Here is an 18,955-nt window from a genome sequence, read left to right as displayed (position 1 = left end):
GGTTTCAGGAGGGGCGGATCCAGAGGTCGTGGTTGCTCGCCAGCAGTACCCGGCCGTCCGGGAGGCGCACCGCGGCGCCGATCCGGCTGCCCGGGCACCCGAGTTCGCCCCGCTGCCAGCCACCGGCCTCGAACGTCCAGACGACCGAGCAGGACCGGCCCGAGCCGGTCCGGTCCTGCTCGGAGCGTTCCCCGACGAGCACCGGCTTGCCCGCTTGGTCGAGGGTCCCACCGTTGATCCTGCCGTCACCCAGCGCTGCGGGACCTTCGAGCTTCCAGTCGCCGGGTTCGCCGGTCAGGACCATCGGGCCGGCCGTGGACACCCCGGCCAGCAGCCACTTGCCGCCGGCACGCAGCACTGTGGTGACGGAGAGGTCACTCGCCCGCACCGGGACGTCCGACACCGTCCACGTTTCACCCGCGTCCCCGGAAGCCCACACCCGTACGCCCGAGCCGACGGAGCCGGCCACGAGGACCCGATCACCTTCGGCCGCGATCGCCCTCGGCTGCCAGTAGCCCGGCCGGTCCCGTGGCAACTCGACCTCGTGCGCGGTGCGACCCTCGTCCCCGGACACCCACGCGACCGGTTCGGTCCTGCCGGGATTCTCCCGGACACCGACGCCGACCAGATTCCGCCCCGCGCGCACCAGCGCCGCCGCCCGCCGGTCGGGCTCCAGCCGGAAGAGCGGGGTGACCGCACCGGAGCGGTCCCGCCGGGAGAACCATTGGCCGAGCCCGATCACGGACCCGTCCGGTCCCGGTACGGCGGCGGTGGCGGTGAAGGCGGCCTGCTCCGGCACGCCGTCCGGTACCTGGTCGAGCCGGAGCCGTGTGCAGCCGTCCGTCCCCAGCCAGGTCGCCCGCACGCGGCCGTCGGTGCGCTCGAAAGAGGTGACGAAGCCGAGCACGCAGTCGCCGGCCGGCACCAGCGTCATCAGCCCTCCGGTACCCGAGCCCTCCGGGCCCGGATCCTGGATCGCGCCGGGGTGCACGACGAAACCCAGCGCACCGACCGGATCGCCGGGCGGCAGACCTGCCGGGTCGCAGGCCACGAGCGCGGCCAGCGAGAGCGTCAGGATTCCCCCGAGTTTCCTCATGAGCGGGCACCTTGCCAGCGCAAGGTCACGTTCCAGCCGCGCGAAGGTGCGGTTTCGGCATGGGTGATGGGCCCGCCGCCAGGGGTATTGGCGGCGGACCCACCACGTTCAGGGGGCCGGTCTCAAGCGCCCCAATGTGGCCTTCGGTGCGTCAGACGCACCGAAGGCCACCTTGGGTGCGTCAGACGCACCCAAGGCCACATTGGGGCGCTCAGGACCAGGGGCGCAGCGCAGCGGCCAGGTGGGCCAGGGTGACGTCTTCCTGCTCCAGCACCGCGAAGTGCCCGCCCTCCAGGACGTGCCCGCGGAACGGGCGGACCGTCTGCTCCCGCCACGCCAGCACCGACTCGACACCGGCTCGCACGTCCGAGGTGCTCGCCAGGGCCGTCACCGGGAGCGCCAGCGGGGGCCCGGCGACGTAGCCGTACGTGTTCTTCACCGTCAGGTCCGCCCGGATCGGCGGCAGGATGAGCCGCAGGACGCGGGGGTCGTTCAGGAACACCTCCGGTGTCCCGCCCAAAGTGCGCAGCAGCGCCACGATCTCCGCGTCGCCCATGCCCGCCACGATCGGGTCGTCCGGGGTCAGCCACTGCGGGGCCGGGCAGCCCGACACCACCAGGTGCACCGGCAGGACACCGCCCCGGCGAGCGATCTCCCGCACCAGCTCGAACCCGACCAGCGCACCCAAACTGTGGCCGTAGACCGCGTAAGGGGAGTCGGCCGACAGCACAAAGTCCGCCAGGTCGGCGACGTACGAGGACATCGACGTGTGCGGGGTGTCCTTCTGCCGTGTCTCGCGGCCGGGTGGCTGGACCGGGCACACCGTCACCCCGGGCAGCCGGCCGATCCACGAGCGGAACGCCGACGCCGAGCCGCCCGCGTGCGGCAGGCAGTACAGCCGCACGTTCCCCGCGGTCGCGGGGAACGGCAGCCAGCGGCTCGCCACGGCCGTCGTCACGACTCCACCTCGAGCGTCACGTACGCCGGCGGCTCCTGGACCGCCGAGAGGTCCGCCGCCAGCACCACGTGCGAGCCCTCGCGCGAAATCTCGCGGAACCCGCTGAACGCGTACGTGATCTGCATCATCCGGTTGCGGCCGGTCTCGACGAAGTCCGCGCGCAGCCCGGCACCCGCCGCTCGCGCCAGGCCCATCACGTGCCCCAGCAGCACCGTGCCGACCCCGCGCGACATCACCCGGCACGACATCAGCATCATGTTCAGCCGCCAGTCCGGCGACCCCTTCTCCAGCAGCGCCAGGCCGATCTTGCCGTAGGAGCCGAACTTGTCGGTCAGCGACGCGACGAGCAGCACGTGGTCCGGAGACGAGCGCAACGCGTCCAGCTCGTCGTAGGAGTACGTCCGCCCGGTCGAGTTGAGCTGGTTGGTGCGGACCGTCAGCTCCTCCGCCCGCTGCAGGTCCTCCCGCCGCGCCGGCGCGATGCTGAACCGCAGGTCCAGGCTCGCCAGGAAGTCCTCTCCGGTACCGGAGAAGTCCGCTTCGATGTCGTCGCGGGCGAGCTGGCTGAAGTACATCCCGCGCCGCTGCGCCGACTCGTCGGTGACGAACCGCGGCGCGAACTCCGGCCGCCGCAACACCTCGTCGGCGTCCAGAATGTCCACTGTGGTCACCTGCGGCAGCGCGAAGGTCACCTCGGCGCGCTCGAACTCCTGGTCGTCGACGAACGCGAACGCGTCGAGCCCGAGGTTGAGCTTCTGGGCGATCTGGCCGATCGACACCGACTTCGCGTTCCACGAAATCCGCGGGAACAGGAAGTACTCGTCCAGGCCGAACTCGCGCAGCTTTGCCATGGCGGTCTCGTGGTCGTTCTTGCTGGCCACCGAGTGCAGCACGCCCATCGCGTCGAGCCGCTTGACGTGCTCGACCACCCACGGGCGCAGCCGGACGTCGCCGTCCTCCAGGAGAACCCCGTCCCAGACGGTGTTGTCGAGGTCCCACACCACGCACTTGATCTTGCCCTGCACCGGCTTCCGGGCAGCCGCCACGGGTGCCGGGGAAATGAGACTGGTCACGGTACCTGCTTCCGGTAGGCCTCGGCGGCGATGGTCATCCGCTGGATTTCGGTGCTGCCCTCGATGATCTCCATGACCTTCGAGTCCCGGTAGAACCGGGCGACGGGGTAGTCCGTGCTGCAGCCGTTGGCGCCGTGCACCTGCACGGCCTCCGACGCGTGCTTCGCGGCCGCGACCGAAGCGAAGTACTTCGCCACCCAGGTGGCCATGATGGTGGCCGCGTCGCCGCGGTCCTTGAGCCGGCCGGCCTCGGCCAGCAGCAGCCGGGCCGCGCGGACGTCGGTGACCATGTCCGACAGCTTCGCCTGGATCAGCGGCAGGTCCTTGAGCGGCTGCCCGCCCACCGTGCGCCGGGTCGTGTAGTCGGCGCACGCGTCGGCGCAGGCCTGGATGATGCCCACCGACCCGGCCGCGACGCTGTAGCGGCCGAGGTCGAGCGTGCCGGTGAGGACCATGCCGGAGGCGAAGCCGCTCGGCCCGAGCAGGGCGTCGGCGCCGAGCCGGACGCCGTCGAAGCCGATCGACGCCAGCATCGACGACCGGGTGCCGAGGATGTCGTCGATCGGGGTGACCGTGACGCCGGGCGCGTCGCGCGGCACGAGCAGCGCGATCGTGCTGGCCGGGCCCTTCGCGAAGACCAGGAACAGGTCCGCGCGCTGCCCGTTGGTGGTCCACTTCTTGAGGCCGTCGAGCCGCCAGCCGTCGCCGTCCGGCGTGGCCGTGGTGGTGATCGCCGCCGTGTCGCTGCCCGCGCCGGGCTCCGACAGGCAGAACGCGCCGAGCACGCGCCCGCTCGCCAGCTCCGGGCCCCACCGGTGCCGCTGTGCCTCGGTGCCGAAGCGCAGCAACGCCCAGGAGAGCATGGTGTGCACGGTCAGCAGGCTGCGGACCGACGAGCAGCCGCGGCCGACCTCCTCGTGGATCTCCCCGAGGGTGACCATGTCGAGGCCGGAGCCGCCGAGCTCGGGCGGCAGGAATGGCGCCCACAGCGCGGCCTCGGCGATCTTGTCCAGCAGGTCTTCGGGGATCCGCCCGGCCCGGTCCCAGGCGTCGGCGTGGGGCACGATGTGCTCGTCCACGAAGGCCCGCGCGGCCTCGCGGCCGGGCGCGCGGACCGCTGCCAGTACCTCCGTCACGGCTCAGCCCACCGTCGCGGCCGGGCGCAGGCGGCCGACCAGCTCGGTCATCGCCGCCGCGGTGCGGAAGTTGTCGATCCGCAGCTCCTCGTTGGGGATGGTGACGGCGAACGTCTTCTCCAGGTGCATCACCAGCTCCATGGCGAACAGGGAGTTGATGTAGCCGAGCGAGAAGATGTCCTCGGAGGCGGTGATCGCGGCCTGCGGGAAGCGGCCGGTGATGAAGGCGAGGATGTCGCCGGTGGTCTCGGACATGGCAGGTTCTCCTTCTGGGTCGAAAGGGTCAGCTGTAGGTGTAGAAGCCGCGGCCGGACTTGCGGCCGTGCAGGCCGGCGTCGGTCATCTGCTTGAGCAGCGGGCAGGGGCGGTACTTCGAGTCGGCGTAGTGCTCGTAGAGGACCTCGACGCTGTAGAGGATCGTGTCGACGCCGATCAGGTCGGCCGTCTGCAGCGGGCCCATCGGGTGGCCGAAGCAGCCGCGGAACACCTCGTCGACCGACTCGGCGGTGGCGACACCCTCGTGCACCAGGTAGGCGGCCTCGTTGACGGTCAGCATGAGCACGCGGTTGGACACGAAGCCCGACGCGTCCTTCACGTCGACCCAGCGCTTGCCGATGCTGGTCAGCAGCTCGCGGGTGCGCAGGATCGTCTCCGGCGTGGTGTGGAAGCCGGGGATCAGCTCGACGACGGGCTTCTGCGGCACCGGGTTCATGAAGTGCACGCCGATGACGCGGCCCGGGTTCTTCCCGACCGACGCGATGCGCGTGATCGGCACGGCCGAAGTGTTGGCGATGATCACCGTGTCCGGGCCGCAGACCTCGTCCAGCTCGGCGTGCACCGCGGCCTTGATGTCCCAGTCCTCGGTGACGTTCTCGACCAGGATCTCGGTCTTGTCCAGCGCGGCCAGGCCGACCGCGGTGGTGATCCGGGCGAGGATCTCGTCCGCGTCGAGCGCGGGCCCGCCCATCAGCCGGCTGAGCCGGCAGTTGCGCGTGATCGCGGCCCGCGCCTCGTCGAGGATCCGCTCGTCGGTGTCGACCAGCACGACCTCGTGGCCGGCGGCGGCGAAGTCCTGGGCGACGCCGATGCCCATGACGCCGGCGCCCACCACTCCCGTGACTGCCATGACTGTTCCCTTTCTTCGTGCGGACTTCTGGGTTTCAGGCCCGGCGCCGTCGGGCGGCCGCGGCCTTGATGCCGGAGCGGCGCAGCTGTCCCTGCGCGTGGCTGTCCGGTGCGGGTTCGGGAATTTCCGGGCCGCCGGCGGCGATCTTCGCGAGCGCGGCGACGGTCGGGGCCTCGTGGATGATGTGCGGCGGCAGTTCCGCGTCCGGGAACGCGGTGCGCAGCGTCGCCAGCAGCGAGATGCCGAGCAGGGACGTCCCGCCGAGTTCGAAGAAGTTGTCGGACGCGCCGACCCGGTCCAGGCGCAGCGCATCGCACCACGCCTCGGCCACCGCGCGTTCGGCGTCGCCCTCGGGCTCCTGGAACGGCGTGACCAGCTCCGGTCGCGGGTGGCGGTCGGCCGACGCGCCGCCGTTCGCGGCCGAGGTGACCGCGTCGACGCTGAACCGAGCCGCCACGGCGGTCACCGCGGGAAGGTCCTGGGTGGACACCACGACGTGCGGTTCGCCCGAAGCCAGCGCGCGCAGCAGCGTCCGCCAGCCCTGGTCGAAGTCGATGCCGAACTTGGCGCGGTGCTCGCGGAAGTAGGTCTGGATGTCCTCCTCGTAGCCGGAAAGCCCGTCGTCCCAGGCGTTCCAGGTCCATTCGCCCCACGAGATCGCCACCGTGCGGCCGCCGTGGCAGGCGGCGTAGGCGTCGAGCCACGCGTTGCCGGCGCAGTAGTCGACCTGGCCGGGGCCACCGCCGGTGACCGACGTGATCGAGGAGAACAGCGCGACGAAGTCGAGGTCCAGCCCGGCGGTGGCCGCGCTGAGCGCCCGCGACCCGGGCAGCTTGGGCGCGAGGACCTGGTCGGCGTCGCCGGGCTGCTTGAACTGCATCAGCCCGGTGCCCGGCACGCCCGCGGTGTGCAGGATGCCGTGCAGCGCCCCGAATCGCTCGAGTGCTACGGCGACCGCGTGCCGGACGTCGGCCTCTTCGGCGACGTCGCCTTCGACGACAGCCACCTCGCCGCCGAGCGCCTCGATCGCCAGCACGCGGCCGACGCGGTCGCGGATCGTGCCGGGCACCTCGTCGGTGCCGTCGGCGATCCCGGCCCAGCGCTCGCGCGGCGGCAGGCCGCGGCGGCCGAACAAGACGAGTTTCGCGTGGCTGTCGCGGGCCAGCCGCTCGGCCATCGCCAGCCCGATCCCGCCGAGGCCGCCGGTGATCAGGTAGACGCCGTCCTCGCGCAGCACGGACTGGGCCTGCTCGATCGGCTGCGGCGCCAGGACTTCGTAGCCGGGCAGCCAGCGCCGCGAGCCGCGCAGCGCGACCGTGCGACCGGGGGCCGGGCGGTGCAGCTCGGCGACCACCGCGGCGGCGCCGGCGGCCGCGTCGACGTCGATCAGCCGCGTCTGGACACCCGGGTACTCCATCGGGATCACCAGGTTCGGACCGGTGAGCGTGGCCGCGTCGGGCCGCAGTTCGCCGTCGTGCAGGACGCGCTGGGTGCCGGTGGCGGCGAGGTCGAGCGTCCAGCCGCCCAGGCCCAGTTCGCCGGTGGCGCGGGCCAGCGCGACGAGCGTGTGCAGGCCGAGCAGCAGGGAGTCGTCGTCAAGGTTCCAGAGGTGGACGACCCGATCCAGGCGGGTGCCGCCGCGCTTGAGGTCGCGCAGCAGCTTGAGCAGGTCGTCGACGTCGCCGGGACGGACGGTGGCGTCCGGGCCCGGCCGGTACCCCGCGCCCGGCCGGACGACGGTCACCGGGTCGCCGGTGCGGCGGATCTCGTCGAGGACGTCCTCGGCACGGCCGGGGCGCGCGAACACCAGCCAGGACGCGGGCTGCGGCGCGGCGGGCGCGGCCGACGTCTGGCGCCACGTGGGCAGGCTGATCCACTGCTCTTCCGGCAGCAGCGGAATCCGGTCGAACTCCTCCAGCGGACCGTCGGAGCCCGGCGTGGTCACCCGGGTGGTGCCGGTGGTGGGGGCCGCCTCGATCCAGTAGCGCTGCCGCTGGAAGGGGTACGTCGGCAGCGGCACCCGTCCCGGGGCGGTGCCGCGGTAGACCGGGGTCGCGGTGCCGCGGCCGTGGTAGGCGGACCAGTCGAGGTCCGCGCCCAGCAGCCACAGCCGGGAGAGGGCGTCGGTGAGGACTTCGTCGGCCGGGCGCGGGTCGTCGGCGGCGGGCAGCGTGGCGGTGATCATCGGCCAGCGGCTCGCCGGGCTCAGCCCGCGCAGCAACGCGCCGAGCGACGGACCGGGGCCGATCTCGACGACGGCCAGGTGCTCGTCGGCCAGCAGTTCGGTGGCCGCGTCGGCGAACCGGACGGTTTCGCACATGTGCCGCGCCCAGTACGCCGGGTCCGTGACCAGGTCCGCGGTCGCCTGCGAACCGGTCACGTTGGACAGGTAGGGCAGCTCGGGCGCGGTCAGCGTGACGTTGGCGGCGATCCACGCGGTCAGCTCGGCCGCGGCCGGCGCCAGCATCCGCGAGTGGAACGCGTGGCTGGTGCGCAGCGGACGGCACGGGATGTCGGCGGCCCGCAGTTCCTCGGCCAGTCGCTCGACCGCCTGGTTCTCCCCGGCCACCACGACCAGCTCGGGGCCGTTGACCGCGGCGATGTCGAGACCCGCGAGGTCGAAGCGCGTCTCCAGCTCGGTGACCGACAGCGGCACGGCGGCCATCGACCCGCCCGGCAGGGCGGCGATCAGTTCCGCGCGCTTGGCGACCAGCGCGAGGGCATCATCCAGGGAGAGCACGCCGGCCAGGCAGGCGGCGACGTACTCGCCGAGGCTGTAGCCGAGCATGGCGGCGGGCCGCAGTCCCCAGTCCATGAGTGTCCGGGCCAGGGCGTAGTCGACGGCGAACATCAGTGGCTGCGCCAGTTCGGTGCGCTGCAGCTTCGCGGCGCGCGGGTCCTCGTCGCCGGTGCGGCCGAGCAGCGCGGCCAGGCTCGGCCCGCCGCCGCGCTCGCCGGTGACGAGGTCGCCGTCGAGGTGCCCGAGACAGTCGTCGAGGTGGGCGCGGAACACCGGCTCGCGCCGGTACAGCTCGCCGACCAGGCCGGGGTACTGCTCGCCGACGCCGGCGAAGAGGAACGCCACCGGCCGGTCCTGCACCGGTTCCACGCGGGCCGGTGGGGCGCCGGTCAGGGCCGCGGCCGCACCGTCCACATCGGACGCCACGACGGCGCGCCGGTGTTCGAACGTCTTGCGCCCCTCCTGGAGCGTGAACGCGACGTCGGCGAGGCGTGCGTCCAGGGTGCCGGCGAGGTGCTCGCCGAGCCGCCGGGCCGCGGCATCGGCGGCGTCCGCGGTGCGGGCCGAGACCGGCAGCACCTGGTAGCGGCGTTCGGTGTCCGGGTCGCCTGGCGGCGGCGCGGGGCGGTCGGGCGGCTGTTCGACGACGACGTGCACGTTGGTGCCTCCCATGCCCAGCGAGTTGAGCCCGGCGATCCGCGGACGGCCGCCGTCGGTGTTCCACGGCGCGAGCTCGGCGGCCACCCGGAACGGGCTGTGCGCGAAGTCGATCTCCGGGTTCGGCGCGGTGTAGTGCAGCGTCGGCGGGATCAGGCCCTCGCGGACGACCAGCGACGCCTTGATCAGCCCGGCCGTGCCTGCGGCGCGGTCGAGGTGCCCGACGTTCGGCTTCACCGAGCCCAGGGCGCAGTACTGCTTCTCGGCGGTGTCCCCGAACGCGCGGGTCAGCGCGGCGACCTCGATCGGGTCGCCCAGCTCGGTCGCGGTGCCGTGGGCCTCGACGTACCCGACGTCTTCGGCCGCGACCCGCGCGTCGGCCATGGCGTCGGCGATCACCCGCGACTGCCCGCCCACGCTCGGCGCGGTGTAGCCGACCTTGAGGGCGCCGTCGTTGTTCATCGCCGAACCGCGGATCACCGACCAGATGTGGTCGCCGTCGCGCAGGGCCGCACCGAGCTTCTTGAGCACGACGACGGTGGCGCCGTCGCCGAACATGCTGCCGTGGGCCTGGGCGTCGAAGGTGCGCACGTGCCCGTCCGGCGACTCCTGGCCGCCGGGGGAGTGCAGGTGCCCGATCCGGTCGGGCACCCGGACCGAGACGCCGCCCGCGAGGGCCATCTCGCAGTCACCGGCCCGGATGCTGCGCATCGCGGTGTGCACGGCGACCAGCGAGGTGGAGCAGAACGTCTGCACTGCCATGCTCGGGCCGCGCAGGTCGAACAGGTAGGACACGGTGGTGGTGAGCGCGTCCTTGTCGTTGCCCATCACCAGTTCGTAGATGCTGGCGTCGGCGTCGGAGGTGAACTGCCCGGCGATGCCGAGCAGGTACGTCGAGAGGTTGCAGCCGCCGAACACGCCGACCCGGCCGCGTTCGCCGGGCCGCGCGTACCCGGACTGCTCCAGCGCTTCCCAGCAGACCTCGAGGAACAGCCGCTGCTGCGGGTCGGTCAGGGCCGCCATGCGTGGGCTGAGGCCGAAGAACGCGGCGTCGAAGCCGGTGACGTCGTCGAGCACCGGCCGGGCCGGCACGTAGGCGGGGTCGCGGACCTGCGCCGGGTCGACCCCGGCGGCGATGAGCTCGTCGGGGCTGAAGAAGGTGATCGACTCGACGCCGTCGCACAGGTTGCGCCAGAACTCGTCGACCGTGCCCGCGCCGGGGAACCGGCCGGCCATGCCGACGATGGCGATGTGCCGGTCCAGCTCGTCGTCGTCCGGATTCGCGACGACGACCGGCGCGGCCGGGGCCACGACCTGCGCCGGAGTCTGGTCCGCCAGGGTGGCGGCGAGCGCCTGCACGGTCGGCAGCTCGAACAGCGTGACGGTCGGGATGGCGACCCCGAAGCGCTCCTTGACCAGCGCGAGCATCTGCAGCGCGAGCAGCGAGTTGCCGTTGAGGTCGAAGAAGTTGTCCCGGGTGCCGACCGGCTCGACGCCCAGCACGGCCGACCAGACCTCGGCGAGGCCGCGTTCGGTGGCGGTCATCGGCGGGGTGTAGGGCTGGGGCAGGTCGGGCCGCGGGAAGCGGTCCGCGGTCGTCGTTTTCGCGGGCTTGGCCGCGCCGGGAAGACGCTCGTCGAGCCCGCCGGCGGCGACGATCACCGCCGGGCCGGCGTGGGAGGTGAGCCGGTCGAACGCCGTCAGGGCCTGGGTGCGGGTCATGGCGTGGGCGGCCATGGAGGCGCCGAGCCGGGCGTCGAGCCGTTCCAGGGTGCCTGGCCAGGTGTCCCACGCGGCGGCGACCCAGCCGGGACGGCCGTGGGCCTCGGCGAGCAGCGCGGCGTTCGCGGCGGCGTAGCTGCCGAAGGTGACCCCGCCGAGCAGCGCCGAGGTGGAGGAGAACAGCAGCGTCCACTCCGGACGGTCGGCGGCGGGCAGTTCGGCCAGTGCGGCGGCCAGCACCCGGGCCCCGCCGACCTTGGCGGCGAAGTGCCGGGCGATCCCGGCTTCGTCCACTTCGGACAGCGGCCGGAACCCGGCGGGGTCGGAGTCGGCGGCGGCGTGGACGATGCCGTCGAACCTTTCGGTGAGCAGGGCCCGCACCGCGGCGGGGTCGCTGATGTCGGCGCGAGGGGTGTGGACCTCGGCGCCCAGGGCGCGCAGCCGGGCCACGGCCGCGTCGGTGCCCCCGCTGCGGCTGGCCAGCACGAGCTTGCGCGCCCCGCGGGTGGCGAGGTGCTCGGCGACGGTGAGCCCGACGCCGCTCAGGCCGCCGGTGATGAGGTAGCTGCCGCCCTTGCGGATCGCGGGCGGGGTGGCGGGTTCGGCCGGGCGGTATCCGGGGACGAGCCGTTCGTCGCCGCGGTAGGCGACCAGCGGGGTGCCGGGGGAGCGCAGTTCCGCGGCCAGCACGGCGGCGGCTTCGGCGGGCGTGTGGGTGGCGTCGAGGTCGACGGTGCCCGCGTCGAGGTTCAGGTACTCCTGGTTCGCGACGACCGGCAGCACGGCCACGGCCGCTTGGGCCGGGCGCACCCGGCCGGGGGCGGGCGAGCCGGCCGGAGCCGTGCGCCCCAAGCGCCCCAATGTGGCCTTGGTTGCGTCTGACGCACCCAAGGCGGCCTTCGGTGCGTCAGACGCACCGAAGGCCACATTGGGGCGCATTGCCGGGCCGCTGTCAACGGACTCCGGACGCGCGACACCGGCCGCCTGTCCCGCGCGGGTGGCGACCAGCACCCGGACCGCGCGTGACCCGTCGCCCGCCGCGGCGGCGAGGGTGCGGGAGACCGTGTGCACCGCGGCCACATCGTCGTCGAGGTCCAGCACCGACAGGTCCACCACGGTGTCCGCCTCGGCCACGTCGACCACGGCACCGAGCAGCGAAGTCAGCGCCGCGGCGACCCCACCCGCGTCCGGCAGGATCGCGACGCGGCCCGTGGTCCCGCCGTCCGGTGCGGGCTGCGGCCGCCACGACGGCGTCAGCAGCTGCACGTGCCCGTCCGGTTCGGCGGCGAGCCGCGGGACCTCCGGGGCGACGGTGCCGGGCGCGTCGATCCAGTAGCGCGAGCGCTGGAACGGATACCCCGGCAGGCCGACCCGCCGGGCCCCACGCCCGTCGCGGACGCCGGCCCAGTCGAGGTCGACGCCGGCCAGCCACAGCCGTCCGGCCGACTCGGCCAGCGCCGTCGCGGCCGGGACCGGGTCGTCGGCACCGGGCAGCGTCGGGATCACCGAAGCCCAGCGCTTCGGCGCGCACGCCCGGTGCCCGCGCACCATCGCGCCCAGCGACCGGCCCGGGCCGAGCTCCAGCAGCACCGTGTCCTCGTCGGCCAGCACCGTCGCCAGCACGTCGTCGAACCGGACCGGGGCGCACATGTGCTCGGCCCAGTACCCGGGGTCGGGTGCCTCGGTGACCAGCTCGCCGGTCACGTTGGAGACATAGGGGATCGCGGGCGCGGACAGCGTGACGTTCGCGGCGACCCACGCGGTCAGCTCCTCGCGCAGCGAAGCGAGCTGCCGGGAGTGGAAGGCATGCGTGGTCGCCAGCGGGCGGCACGGGATCTCTTCGGCAGCCAGCGACGCGCTCAGCGCCTCGATCGCCGCCGGAGTGCCGGACACGACGGTCAGCTGCGGCCCGTTCAAAGCCGCGATGTCGAGGTCCAGACCGGCGATCCGGGCCTGCACGTCGTCGGCGGGCAGCGGCACGGCCGCCATCGCCCCGCCGGGCAGCGCGGCGATGAGCTTCGCGCGGTGGGTCACCAGTGCGAGGGCGTCCTCGAGCGAGAGCACCCCGGCCAGGCACGCCGCCACGTACTCGCCGAGGCTGTAGCCGGCCAGCACGGACGGTTCGACGCCCCACGAGCGCACGAGCTGCGCCAGCGCGTACTCGACGGCGAACAGCGCCGGGTGCAGCACGTCGGTGCGGTCGCCCGCTCGCCCGCCGCCGCCCGTGCGGCCCAGCAGCGCGGCCAGCCCACCCGAGCCTTCGCGCTCGCCCAGCATCTCGTCCAGCACGGACGTGTCCAGCAGCGCGCGGCAGCGGTCCAGCTCGGCCCGGAACACCGGCGCCGTCTCGTACAGCTCCGCGGCCAGGCCCGGGTACTGCTCGCCGGTGCCCGCGATGAGGAACCCGACGCGGCGGCCGGTGCCGGCGTCGCTCGAAGCCGACACCGTGCCCTCGGCCAGCAGCCGGGCCGCCTCTTCGGGGGAACCGGCGACCAGCATCCGCCGGTGCCCGAACGTCGTGCGTCCACTTTGGAGCGTGTGGGCGACGTCGGCGAGTGCGTCGCCGGAGCCGGCCAGGTGGGCGGCCAGGTTGGCGGTGGCCGCGTCGGCGGCGGCGGCCGAGCGGGCCGACCACACGAGCAGCTCGGAGCCGGTCGCCGTCGTGGGAGAGAGCAGCGGCGCCTCTTCCAGCACGACGTGGGCGTTCGTGCCGCCGATGCCGAACGCGCTGACGCCGGCGCGGCGCGGGGTGTCCGTGCGCGGCCACGGCGTGCGCTCGGTGACCACGGTCAGCTCGGCGCCGCCCGCGGTGAGCTGCGGGTTCGGGGTGCCGAGGTTGCGCGTCGGCGGGATCTCCTCGTGGTGCAGCGAAAGCGCGGCCTTGATCAGGTTCGTCACGCCGGCGGCGCGGTCGAGGTGCCCGACGTTCGTCTTCACCGAGCCGATCCGCAGCGACCGGCCCGCGAAGACCTGCTGCAGCGCGGCGATCTCGGCGGCGTCACCGAGCGCGGTGCCGGTGCCGTGCGCCTCGACGTACCCGATGTCCGCGGGCTCCAGCCCGGCGGCGGCGAGCGCCTCGGCGATCACCGTGGCCTGGCCTTCGACGCCGGGCGCGGTGAAGCCGACCTTGCGGCCGGCGTCGTTGTTGACCGCCCAGCCGCGCAGCACCGCGTACACCCGGTCGCCGTCGGCGAGCGCGTCCTCCAGCCGGCGCAGCGCGACCACGCCGACGCCGCCGCCGAGCGGGGCACCCAGGCCCGCGGCGTCGAACGCGCGGCACTCGCCGTCGGGCGGCGCGATGCCGCCCTGCTGGTAGAGGTAGCCGACGCGGTGCGGTACGCCGATCGAAACGCCGCCCGCCAGCGCGACGTCGCATTCGAAGTTCGCCAGGCTGCTCGCCGCGACGCACACCGCGACCAGCGACGTCGAGCACGCGCTCTGCACGCTGAACGCCGGTCCGGACAGGCCCAGCGTGTGCGAGACGCGGGTGGCCAGGGTGTCCTTGTCGTTGCCGAGGGCGATCGCGATCTCGCCCATCTCGCGAGCCGCGTCCGCCGGAGTGAGGTTGTGGGTCAGGTAGGTGCTCCACGCGCAGCCGGCGAACACGCCGATCGCGCCGTCGAACCGCGCCGGGTCGCAGGCCGCGTCCTCCAGCGCGTGCTGGCTGTGCTCCAGGAAGAGCCGGTGCTGCGGGTCGAGGATCTGGGCCTCTTTCGGGTTGATCCCGAAGAAGCCCGCGTCGAAGTCCTCGACCCCGCGCACGACGGCGCCCGCCTTGACGTAGGCCGGATCGCCGAGCCGGTCGGCGGGGACGCCCGCGGACAGGAGCTCCTCGTCGGTGAAGCGGGTGATGCCGGAGCGGCCGGCACGCACGGTTTCCCAGAGCGCGCCGACGTCGTCGGCGCCCGGGAAGCGGCCGGCCATGCCGACCACGGCGATGTCCGTGGGGGAGAATTCGCTGCTGGTGTCGGTCACGGTGTCCCTCATTTCCGGGTGCCGGCCAGGCGGCGCCGCTGGCCGCGCGCCGAGCCGGTGGTCGTCGCCCGCGGGGCGGGGGAGTCGGTGTCGGTCAGTGCGGCGGCGAACGCGGCCACGGTGGGGTGGCCAAAAAGCACAGCCGGCGCGATCCGGCGGTCGAGGCGCTTTTCCAGCGCCGCCACCATGGCCATGCCGACCAGCGAGTTGCCGCCGAGGTCGAAGAACGGGTCGTGCACGCCCACCGCGTCGATGCCCAGGAACTCGCCCCAGACGCCGGCGATGTCGGTCTCGAGCTCGCCGCGCGGGGCGGCGTACTCGGTGCGCAACGGCGGCCGCGGGTACCGCTTGGCCGGCGCGGGTGCCGCTTCGATGAGCCCGCCGAGGTCGTTGAGGGCGGCCAGCTCCCGACGGGCCGTCGGGAGGTCCTGGCGCAGCGCGACGACCGTGCCGCGGACGCCGTGGCCGGCGAGCTTGTCGAGCAGGGCGCACCCGGCTTCGGCGGTGAAGCCGTAGCGGCGGCGGTAGGCGAGGCGGGCTTCGCCGGTGGCCGCGTCGGCCCAGGCGTCGTGCTGCCAGTGTCCCCAGGCGACGGTCACCACCTGGGTGTCCGCTGTGGACAGTGCGGCGCCGTGGGCGTCGAGGACGCTGTTGGCCGCGCAGTAGTCGGCTTCGCCGATGCCGCCGACGACTGTGACGATCGAGGAGAACAGGACCAGCCGCCGGGGCCGGGCGGCCAGAAGCGGACCGACCGCCCGGACCTTCGGGGCGAGCGTCCGGTGCATGTCCTCGGCGGTGCGGCGCTGCGCGAGCCCGCCACCCGGCAGGCCCGCGGCGTGCACGATCGAGTCGAGCTCGCCGAACCGCTTCTTGGCTTCGGCCAGGGCTTCGGCCAGCTGGTCCGGGACGCCCGTGTCGGCGTTCAGCACGAGCACCTCGGCGTTCTTCAGGTCGTCGAGGTCGCCTTGGTCCGCGTCGCCGGTGCGGCTGATCAGGGCGAGCTTGCGGGCGCCGTGGCGGACGAGGTGCTTCGCCACGATCATGCCGAGCCCGCGGGTGCCGCCGGTGATCACGTGCGTGCCGCCCCAGTCCGGCGCGGCGTCGTCGAGCGTGATCTCGGTGTACTCCTGGAGGCGTCGCCGGCCGCCGCGCCAGCCGGCGAGCAGCGGTTCTTTCGCGGTGTCTTCGGGCCACGGCCGGGCCAGCTCGTCGAGGAGGTGCTCGGCCGGGGTGCCGGGTTCGACGTCGGCACCGCGCCAGCGCAGGCCGGGGTACTCGGCGCGGACGCCGCGGCCGAGCCCGTGCACCAGGGCGGCGTCCGGGTCGGTCAGGTCGCCGCCGGTGATCTCGGCCGCGCCGGTGGTGACGGTCAGCAGGCGGACGTCGTGGCCTTCCAGGGCCTGGACGGTCCGCAGGAGGTCGTCGAACCCACCGTCGTGGACGACGTGCAGGGGCTGGGGGAGCTGTGCCGGGTCGGTGCCGACGGTCATCCCCGCTTTCGCGGCCAGCGTGGCCAGTTCGCCGTTCGTCGTGATCAGCGAGCCGTGCGGGGTGGCCGTGGGCCGGGTGGGGTCGAGGCGCCAGACCGGTGCGTAGAGCCGGCCCGTCTCCGCCACCGGTTCGGTTGGGGTGCGGGTCGCCTGGGGCCAGAACTTCGTGCGCTGGAAGGGATAGCCCGGGAGGCTGACGGTGCGGCCGCCGCTGCGCAGCGTCTCGAAGTCGACGGCGACGCCCAGTTCCCACAGCCGCGCGAGGGTGTCGAGGAGCGCGGTGCCTTCGGCGGGTCGGTTCTCGACGGGCCAGGGCGCGGGGAGGGTGCCGAGCACGGCGGGGCGGGCGGCGGCCTGGTTCTGGCGGACCAGGCCGCCCAGCGTCTGGCCCGGGCCGAGTTCCACGTAGGCGTCGACGTCCTGGCCGGTGCAGTGGTGGACGCCGTCGGCGAACCGCACCGGGCGGCAGAGGTGACCGGCCCAGTACTGCGGGTCGACGGCCTCGGCGTCGGTGAGGACGGTGCCGGTGGCGTTCGAGACGATCGGGATCCGCGGTGCCTGCCGGGGCACCGAGGCGACCAGCTCGGCCAGCTCGTCGCGGGCGGGTTCCAGGAGGGTCGAGTGGAACGGGTGGGCCGAGCGCAGGGCCCGCGCGGCCAGCCCGGCGGCCTTCAGCTGTCCGGCCGCGGCCTCGACGTCGTCCGGCGATCCACTGAGGACGGTCATCTGCGGGCCGTTGAGCGCGGCCACGTCGACCCGCATCGGGCTGAGCACTTCGGCGATCCGGCTCGCGGACGCGGCGACGGCGAGCATCCGCCCGGCCGGAGCCCGCCCGATCAGCCGCGCGCGTCCGGTGACGACGTGCAGGGCGTCGGCGAGGGTGAAGACGCCGGCCAGACAGGCGGCGACGTACTCGCCGAGGCTGTAACCGACAAGCAGGCCGGGCTTGACCCCGCGGTCGGCGAGCAGCCGGGCGAGCGCGTACTCGACGGTGAAGAGGAGGGGGTGCGCGACCTCGGCGCGGTCGAGGAGTTCGTCGGCGGGCCCGTCGCCGAAGAACGACGGCGCGCCGGCGGCGATCGGCTCGGCGAAGAACGCGGCCCGCAGGTCGACCCCGCACCGCTCGGCGGCGATGGCACAGCACTCGTCGACGGCGGCGGCGAAGACGGGCTCGTCCCGGTAGAGCTGTGTGGCCAGGCCGCGGTACTGGTCCCCGACACCGGGGAGGAGGAAGGCGACCTTCGGCGTGCCGGGCTTCCGGTGCACGCCGGGGGCTTGCGCGGCAGAGGTGAGCTGCCGGGCGGCATCGTCGAGGCTGGTGGCGACGATGGCCCGGCGGTGGTCGAGGTGGGCGCGGCCTTCGCGCAGGGTGTGCGCGAGGTCGGCCAGGGTCAGGTTCGCAGCCGGGGCATCACCCGTGCTCGGAAGGTCGACACGCGTGATGGGGGAGTCGACACGCGTGATTGGGGGGTCGACACGCGTGATGGGAGCGGCGACCTGGGCGAGGCGGGTGAGGTGGGCGGTCAGCGCGGCGGCCGATGCGGCTGTCACCGGGATCAGCTCGGCAGGCGGCTTCGCCGTGTCCGGGCGGGGTTGGGTGGGGGGTGCGGCCTCCAGGACCAGGTGGGCGTTCGTGCCCGACCAGCCGAACGAGCTGACCCCGGCGACCGCCGGGCGGCCGTGATCCGGCAGCGGGGCCAGCCCGGTCGAGGGCCGCACGGCCGAGCTCGCCAGCACCTGCTCGGCCGGGTTGTCCATGTGCAGGTTCGCCGGCACTTCCCCGTTCTCCAGCACCAGGACCGTCTTGATCAGCCCGGCGATCCCCGCCGCCGTGTGGGTGTGGCCGATGTTGGTCTTGACCGCCCCCACTGTCAGCGGCCGGTCCGCCGGGCGCGCGCCGAACACGTCGCCCAGCGCACCCAGCTCGATCTCGTCGCCGAGCGGGGTGCCCGAACCGTGCGCCTCCAGGAAGTCGACGTCGCCCGGGGCCGCGCCCGCGTCGGCCAGCGCCCGGCGGATCACCTCGACCTGGGCGCCGCGGTTGGGTGCCGTCAGGCCGTTGCTGCGGCCGTCCTGGTTCACCGCCGAGCCCCGGATCACCGCGCGGATGCGGTGGCCGTCGCGCACGGCGTCGGACAGCCGGGCCAGCACCACCATCCCGCCGCCCTCGCCCATCATGTAGCCGTCCGCGCTCGTGTCGAACGTGTGGCAGCGGTCGCTCGGCGACAGCAGCGCGTTGCGGCTGCTGTAGACGTACAGGAACGGGTGCAGCGCCAGGAACCCGCCGCCGGCCAGCGCGTAGTCGCACTCGCCCGCCCGCAGTGCGCGGGCCGCGAGGTGCACCGCGACCAGCGTCGACGAACACGCCGTGTCCAGCGAGAACGCCGGCCCGTGCAGGTCGAAGTGGTAGGCCAGCCGCCCCGCGACGACGCTGGCGAGGCTGCCCTGGCCCATGTACGGATCCGCGTACACGCCGGTGCCTTCGCGCTCCGCCTCGACCTGGCCGTACTGGAACGCGTCGGAGAACCCGAGCAGCACGCCGGTGCGGCTGCCCGCCAGCTTCGGCGCCGGGGTGCCCGCGTCGTCCATCGCCTCCCACGCCAGCTCCATCAGCAGCCGCTGCTGGGGGTCCATCCGCAGCGCTTCCTGCGGGGCGTAGCCGAAGAAGCCGGCGTCCCAGCCGTCCACTTCGGACAGGAACGCGCCGCGCCGCCGGACGCCGGGCACGTGGTCGAACCGGCCGGCCGGCACGTCGCCGACTTCGGCGGCACGGCCCTCGCGCAGCAGGTTCCAGTACGAGTCGACGTCGGGAGCGCCGGGAAACCGGCAGGACATGCCGATCACGGCGATGGGCTCGCTCTCGCGGGCCTCGTACTCGGCCAGCCGCCGGCGCGCGCCCGCGAGCTCGACCGTCGCCCGCTTCAGGTAGTCGCGAAGCTTTTCTTCGCCGGTCATAACCGAACCCCTATCCGTTCGCAAAGG

The 18,955-nt window shown here is 73.8% G+C and carries 8 protein-coding genes; all 8 read right to left on the bottom strand.

The features are described 5' to 3' along the window. Positions 1-4: 4 nt before the first annotated feature. Positions 5-1,096: a hypothetical protein gene (locus ACLJQF_RS03130; protein ID WP_410606665.1), complete on the bottom strand. Its 1,092-nt coding sequence runs from the start codon at positions 1,094-1,096 to the stop codon at positions 5-7. A gap of 211 nt (positions 1,097-1,307) precedes the next feature. Further along, positions 1,308-2,054, bottom strand: coding sequence for a thioesterase II family protein (locus ACLJQF_RS03125; protein ID WP_410606664.1), 747 nt, complete (start codon positions 2,052-2,054; stop codon positions 1,308-1,310). Further along, the gene (locus tag ACLJQF_RS03120) at positions 2,051-3,127 is read right to left on the bottom strand and encodes an HAD-IIIC family phosphatase (RefSeq protein ID WP_410606663.1); all 1,077 of its coding nucleotides are present in this window, start codon (positions 3,125-3,127) and stop codon (positions 2,051-2,053) included. Before ACLJQF_RS03120 ends, ACLJQF_RS03125 begins: the two co-directional genes overlap by 4 nt. Next, positions 3,124-4,263 (bottom strand): acyl-CoA dehydrogenase family protein, encoded by a 1,140-nt coding sequence (locus ACLJQF_RS03115; RefSeq protein ID WP_410606662.1) that lies wholly within the window; start codon positions 4,261-4,263, stop codon positions 3,124-3,126. Before ACLJQF_RS03115 ends, ACLJQF_RS03120 begins: the two co-directional genes overlap by 4 nt. A gap of 3 nt (positions 4,264-4,266) precedes the next feature. Next, positions 4,267-4,518: an acyl carrier protein gene (locus tag ACLJQF_RS03110; protein ID WP_410606661.1), complete on the bottom strand. Its 252-nt coding sequence runs from the start codon at positions 4,516-4,518 to the stop codon at positions 4,267-4,269. Between the two features lie 28 nt (positions 4,519-4,546). Further along, positions 4,547-5,389, bottom strand: coding sequence for a 3-hydroxyacyl-CoA dehydrogenase family protein (locus ACLJQF_RS03105; RefSeq protein ID WP_410606660.1), 843 nt, complete (start codon positions 5,387-5,389; stop codon positions 4,547-4,549). 34 nt (positions 5,390-5,423) lie between these two features. Beyond that, complete coding sequence (locus tag ACLJQF_RS03100) at positions 5,424-14,483, bottom strand: SDR family NAD(P)-dependent oxidoreductase (protein WP_410606659.1); 9,060 nt, start codon at positions 14,481-14,483, stop codon at positions 5,424-5,426. Between the two features lie 8 nt (positions 14,484-14,491). Then, positions 14,492-18,928 carry a type I polyketide synthase gene (locus ACLJQF_RS03095; RefSeq protein WP_410606658.1) on the bottom strand — a complete coding sequence of 1,479 codons (4,437 nt, stop codon included), beginning with the start codon at positions 18,926-18,928 and terminating at the stop codon, positions 14,492-14,494. Between the last annotated feature and the right edge of the window lie 27 nt (positions 18,929-18,955).

Origin of the sequence: Amycolatopsis sp. lyj-109 (genome assembly GCF_046548995.1) — a bacterium.
Taxonomy (GTDB): Bacteria; Actinomycetota; Actinomycetes; order Mycobacteriales; family Pseudonocardiaceae; genus Amycolatopsis.
This window is presented reverse-complemented; position numbering and strand designations above follow the sequence as displayed.

Bases quoted from the DNA above. Each gene is read 5' to 3' on its own strand.
- ACLJQF_RS03130 (WP_410606665.1), bottom strand. From the start codon at position 1,096: ATGAGGAAACTCGGGGGAATCCTGACGCTCTCGCTGGCCGCGCTCGTG.
- ACLJQF_RS03110 (WP_410606661.1), bottom strand. From the start codon at position 4,518: ATGTCCGAGACCACCGGCGACATCCTCGCCTTCATCACCGGCCGCTTC.
- ACLJQF_RS03095 (WP_410606658.1), bottom strand. From the start codon at position 18,928: ATGACCGGCGAAGAAAAGCTTCGCGACTACCTGAAGCGGGCGACGGTC.
- ACLJQF_RS03105 (WP_410606660.1), bottom strand. From the start codon at position 5,389: ATGGCAGTCACGGGAGTGGTGGGCGCCGGCGTCATGGGCATCGGCGTC.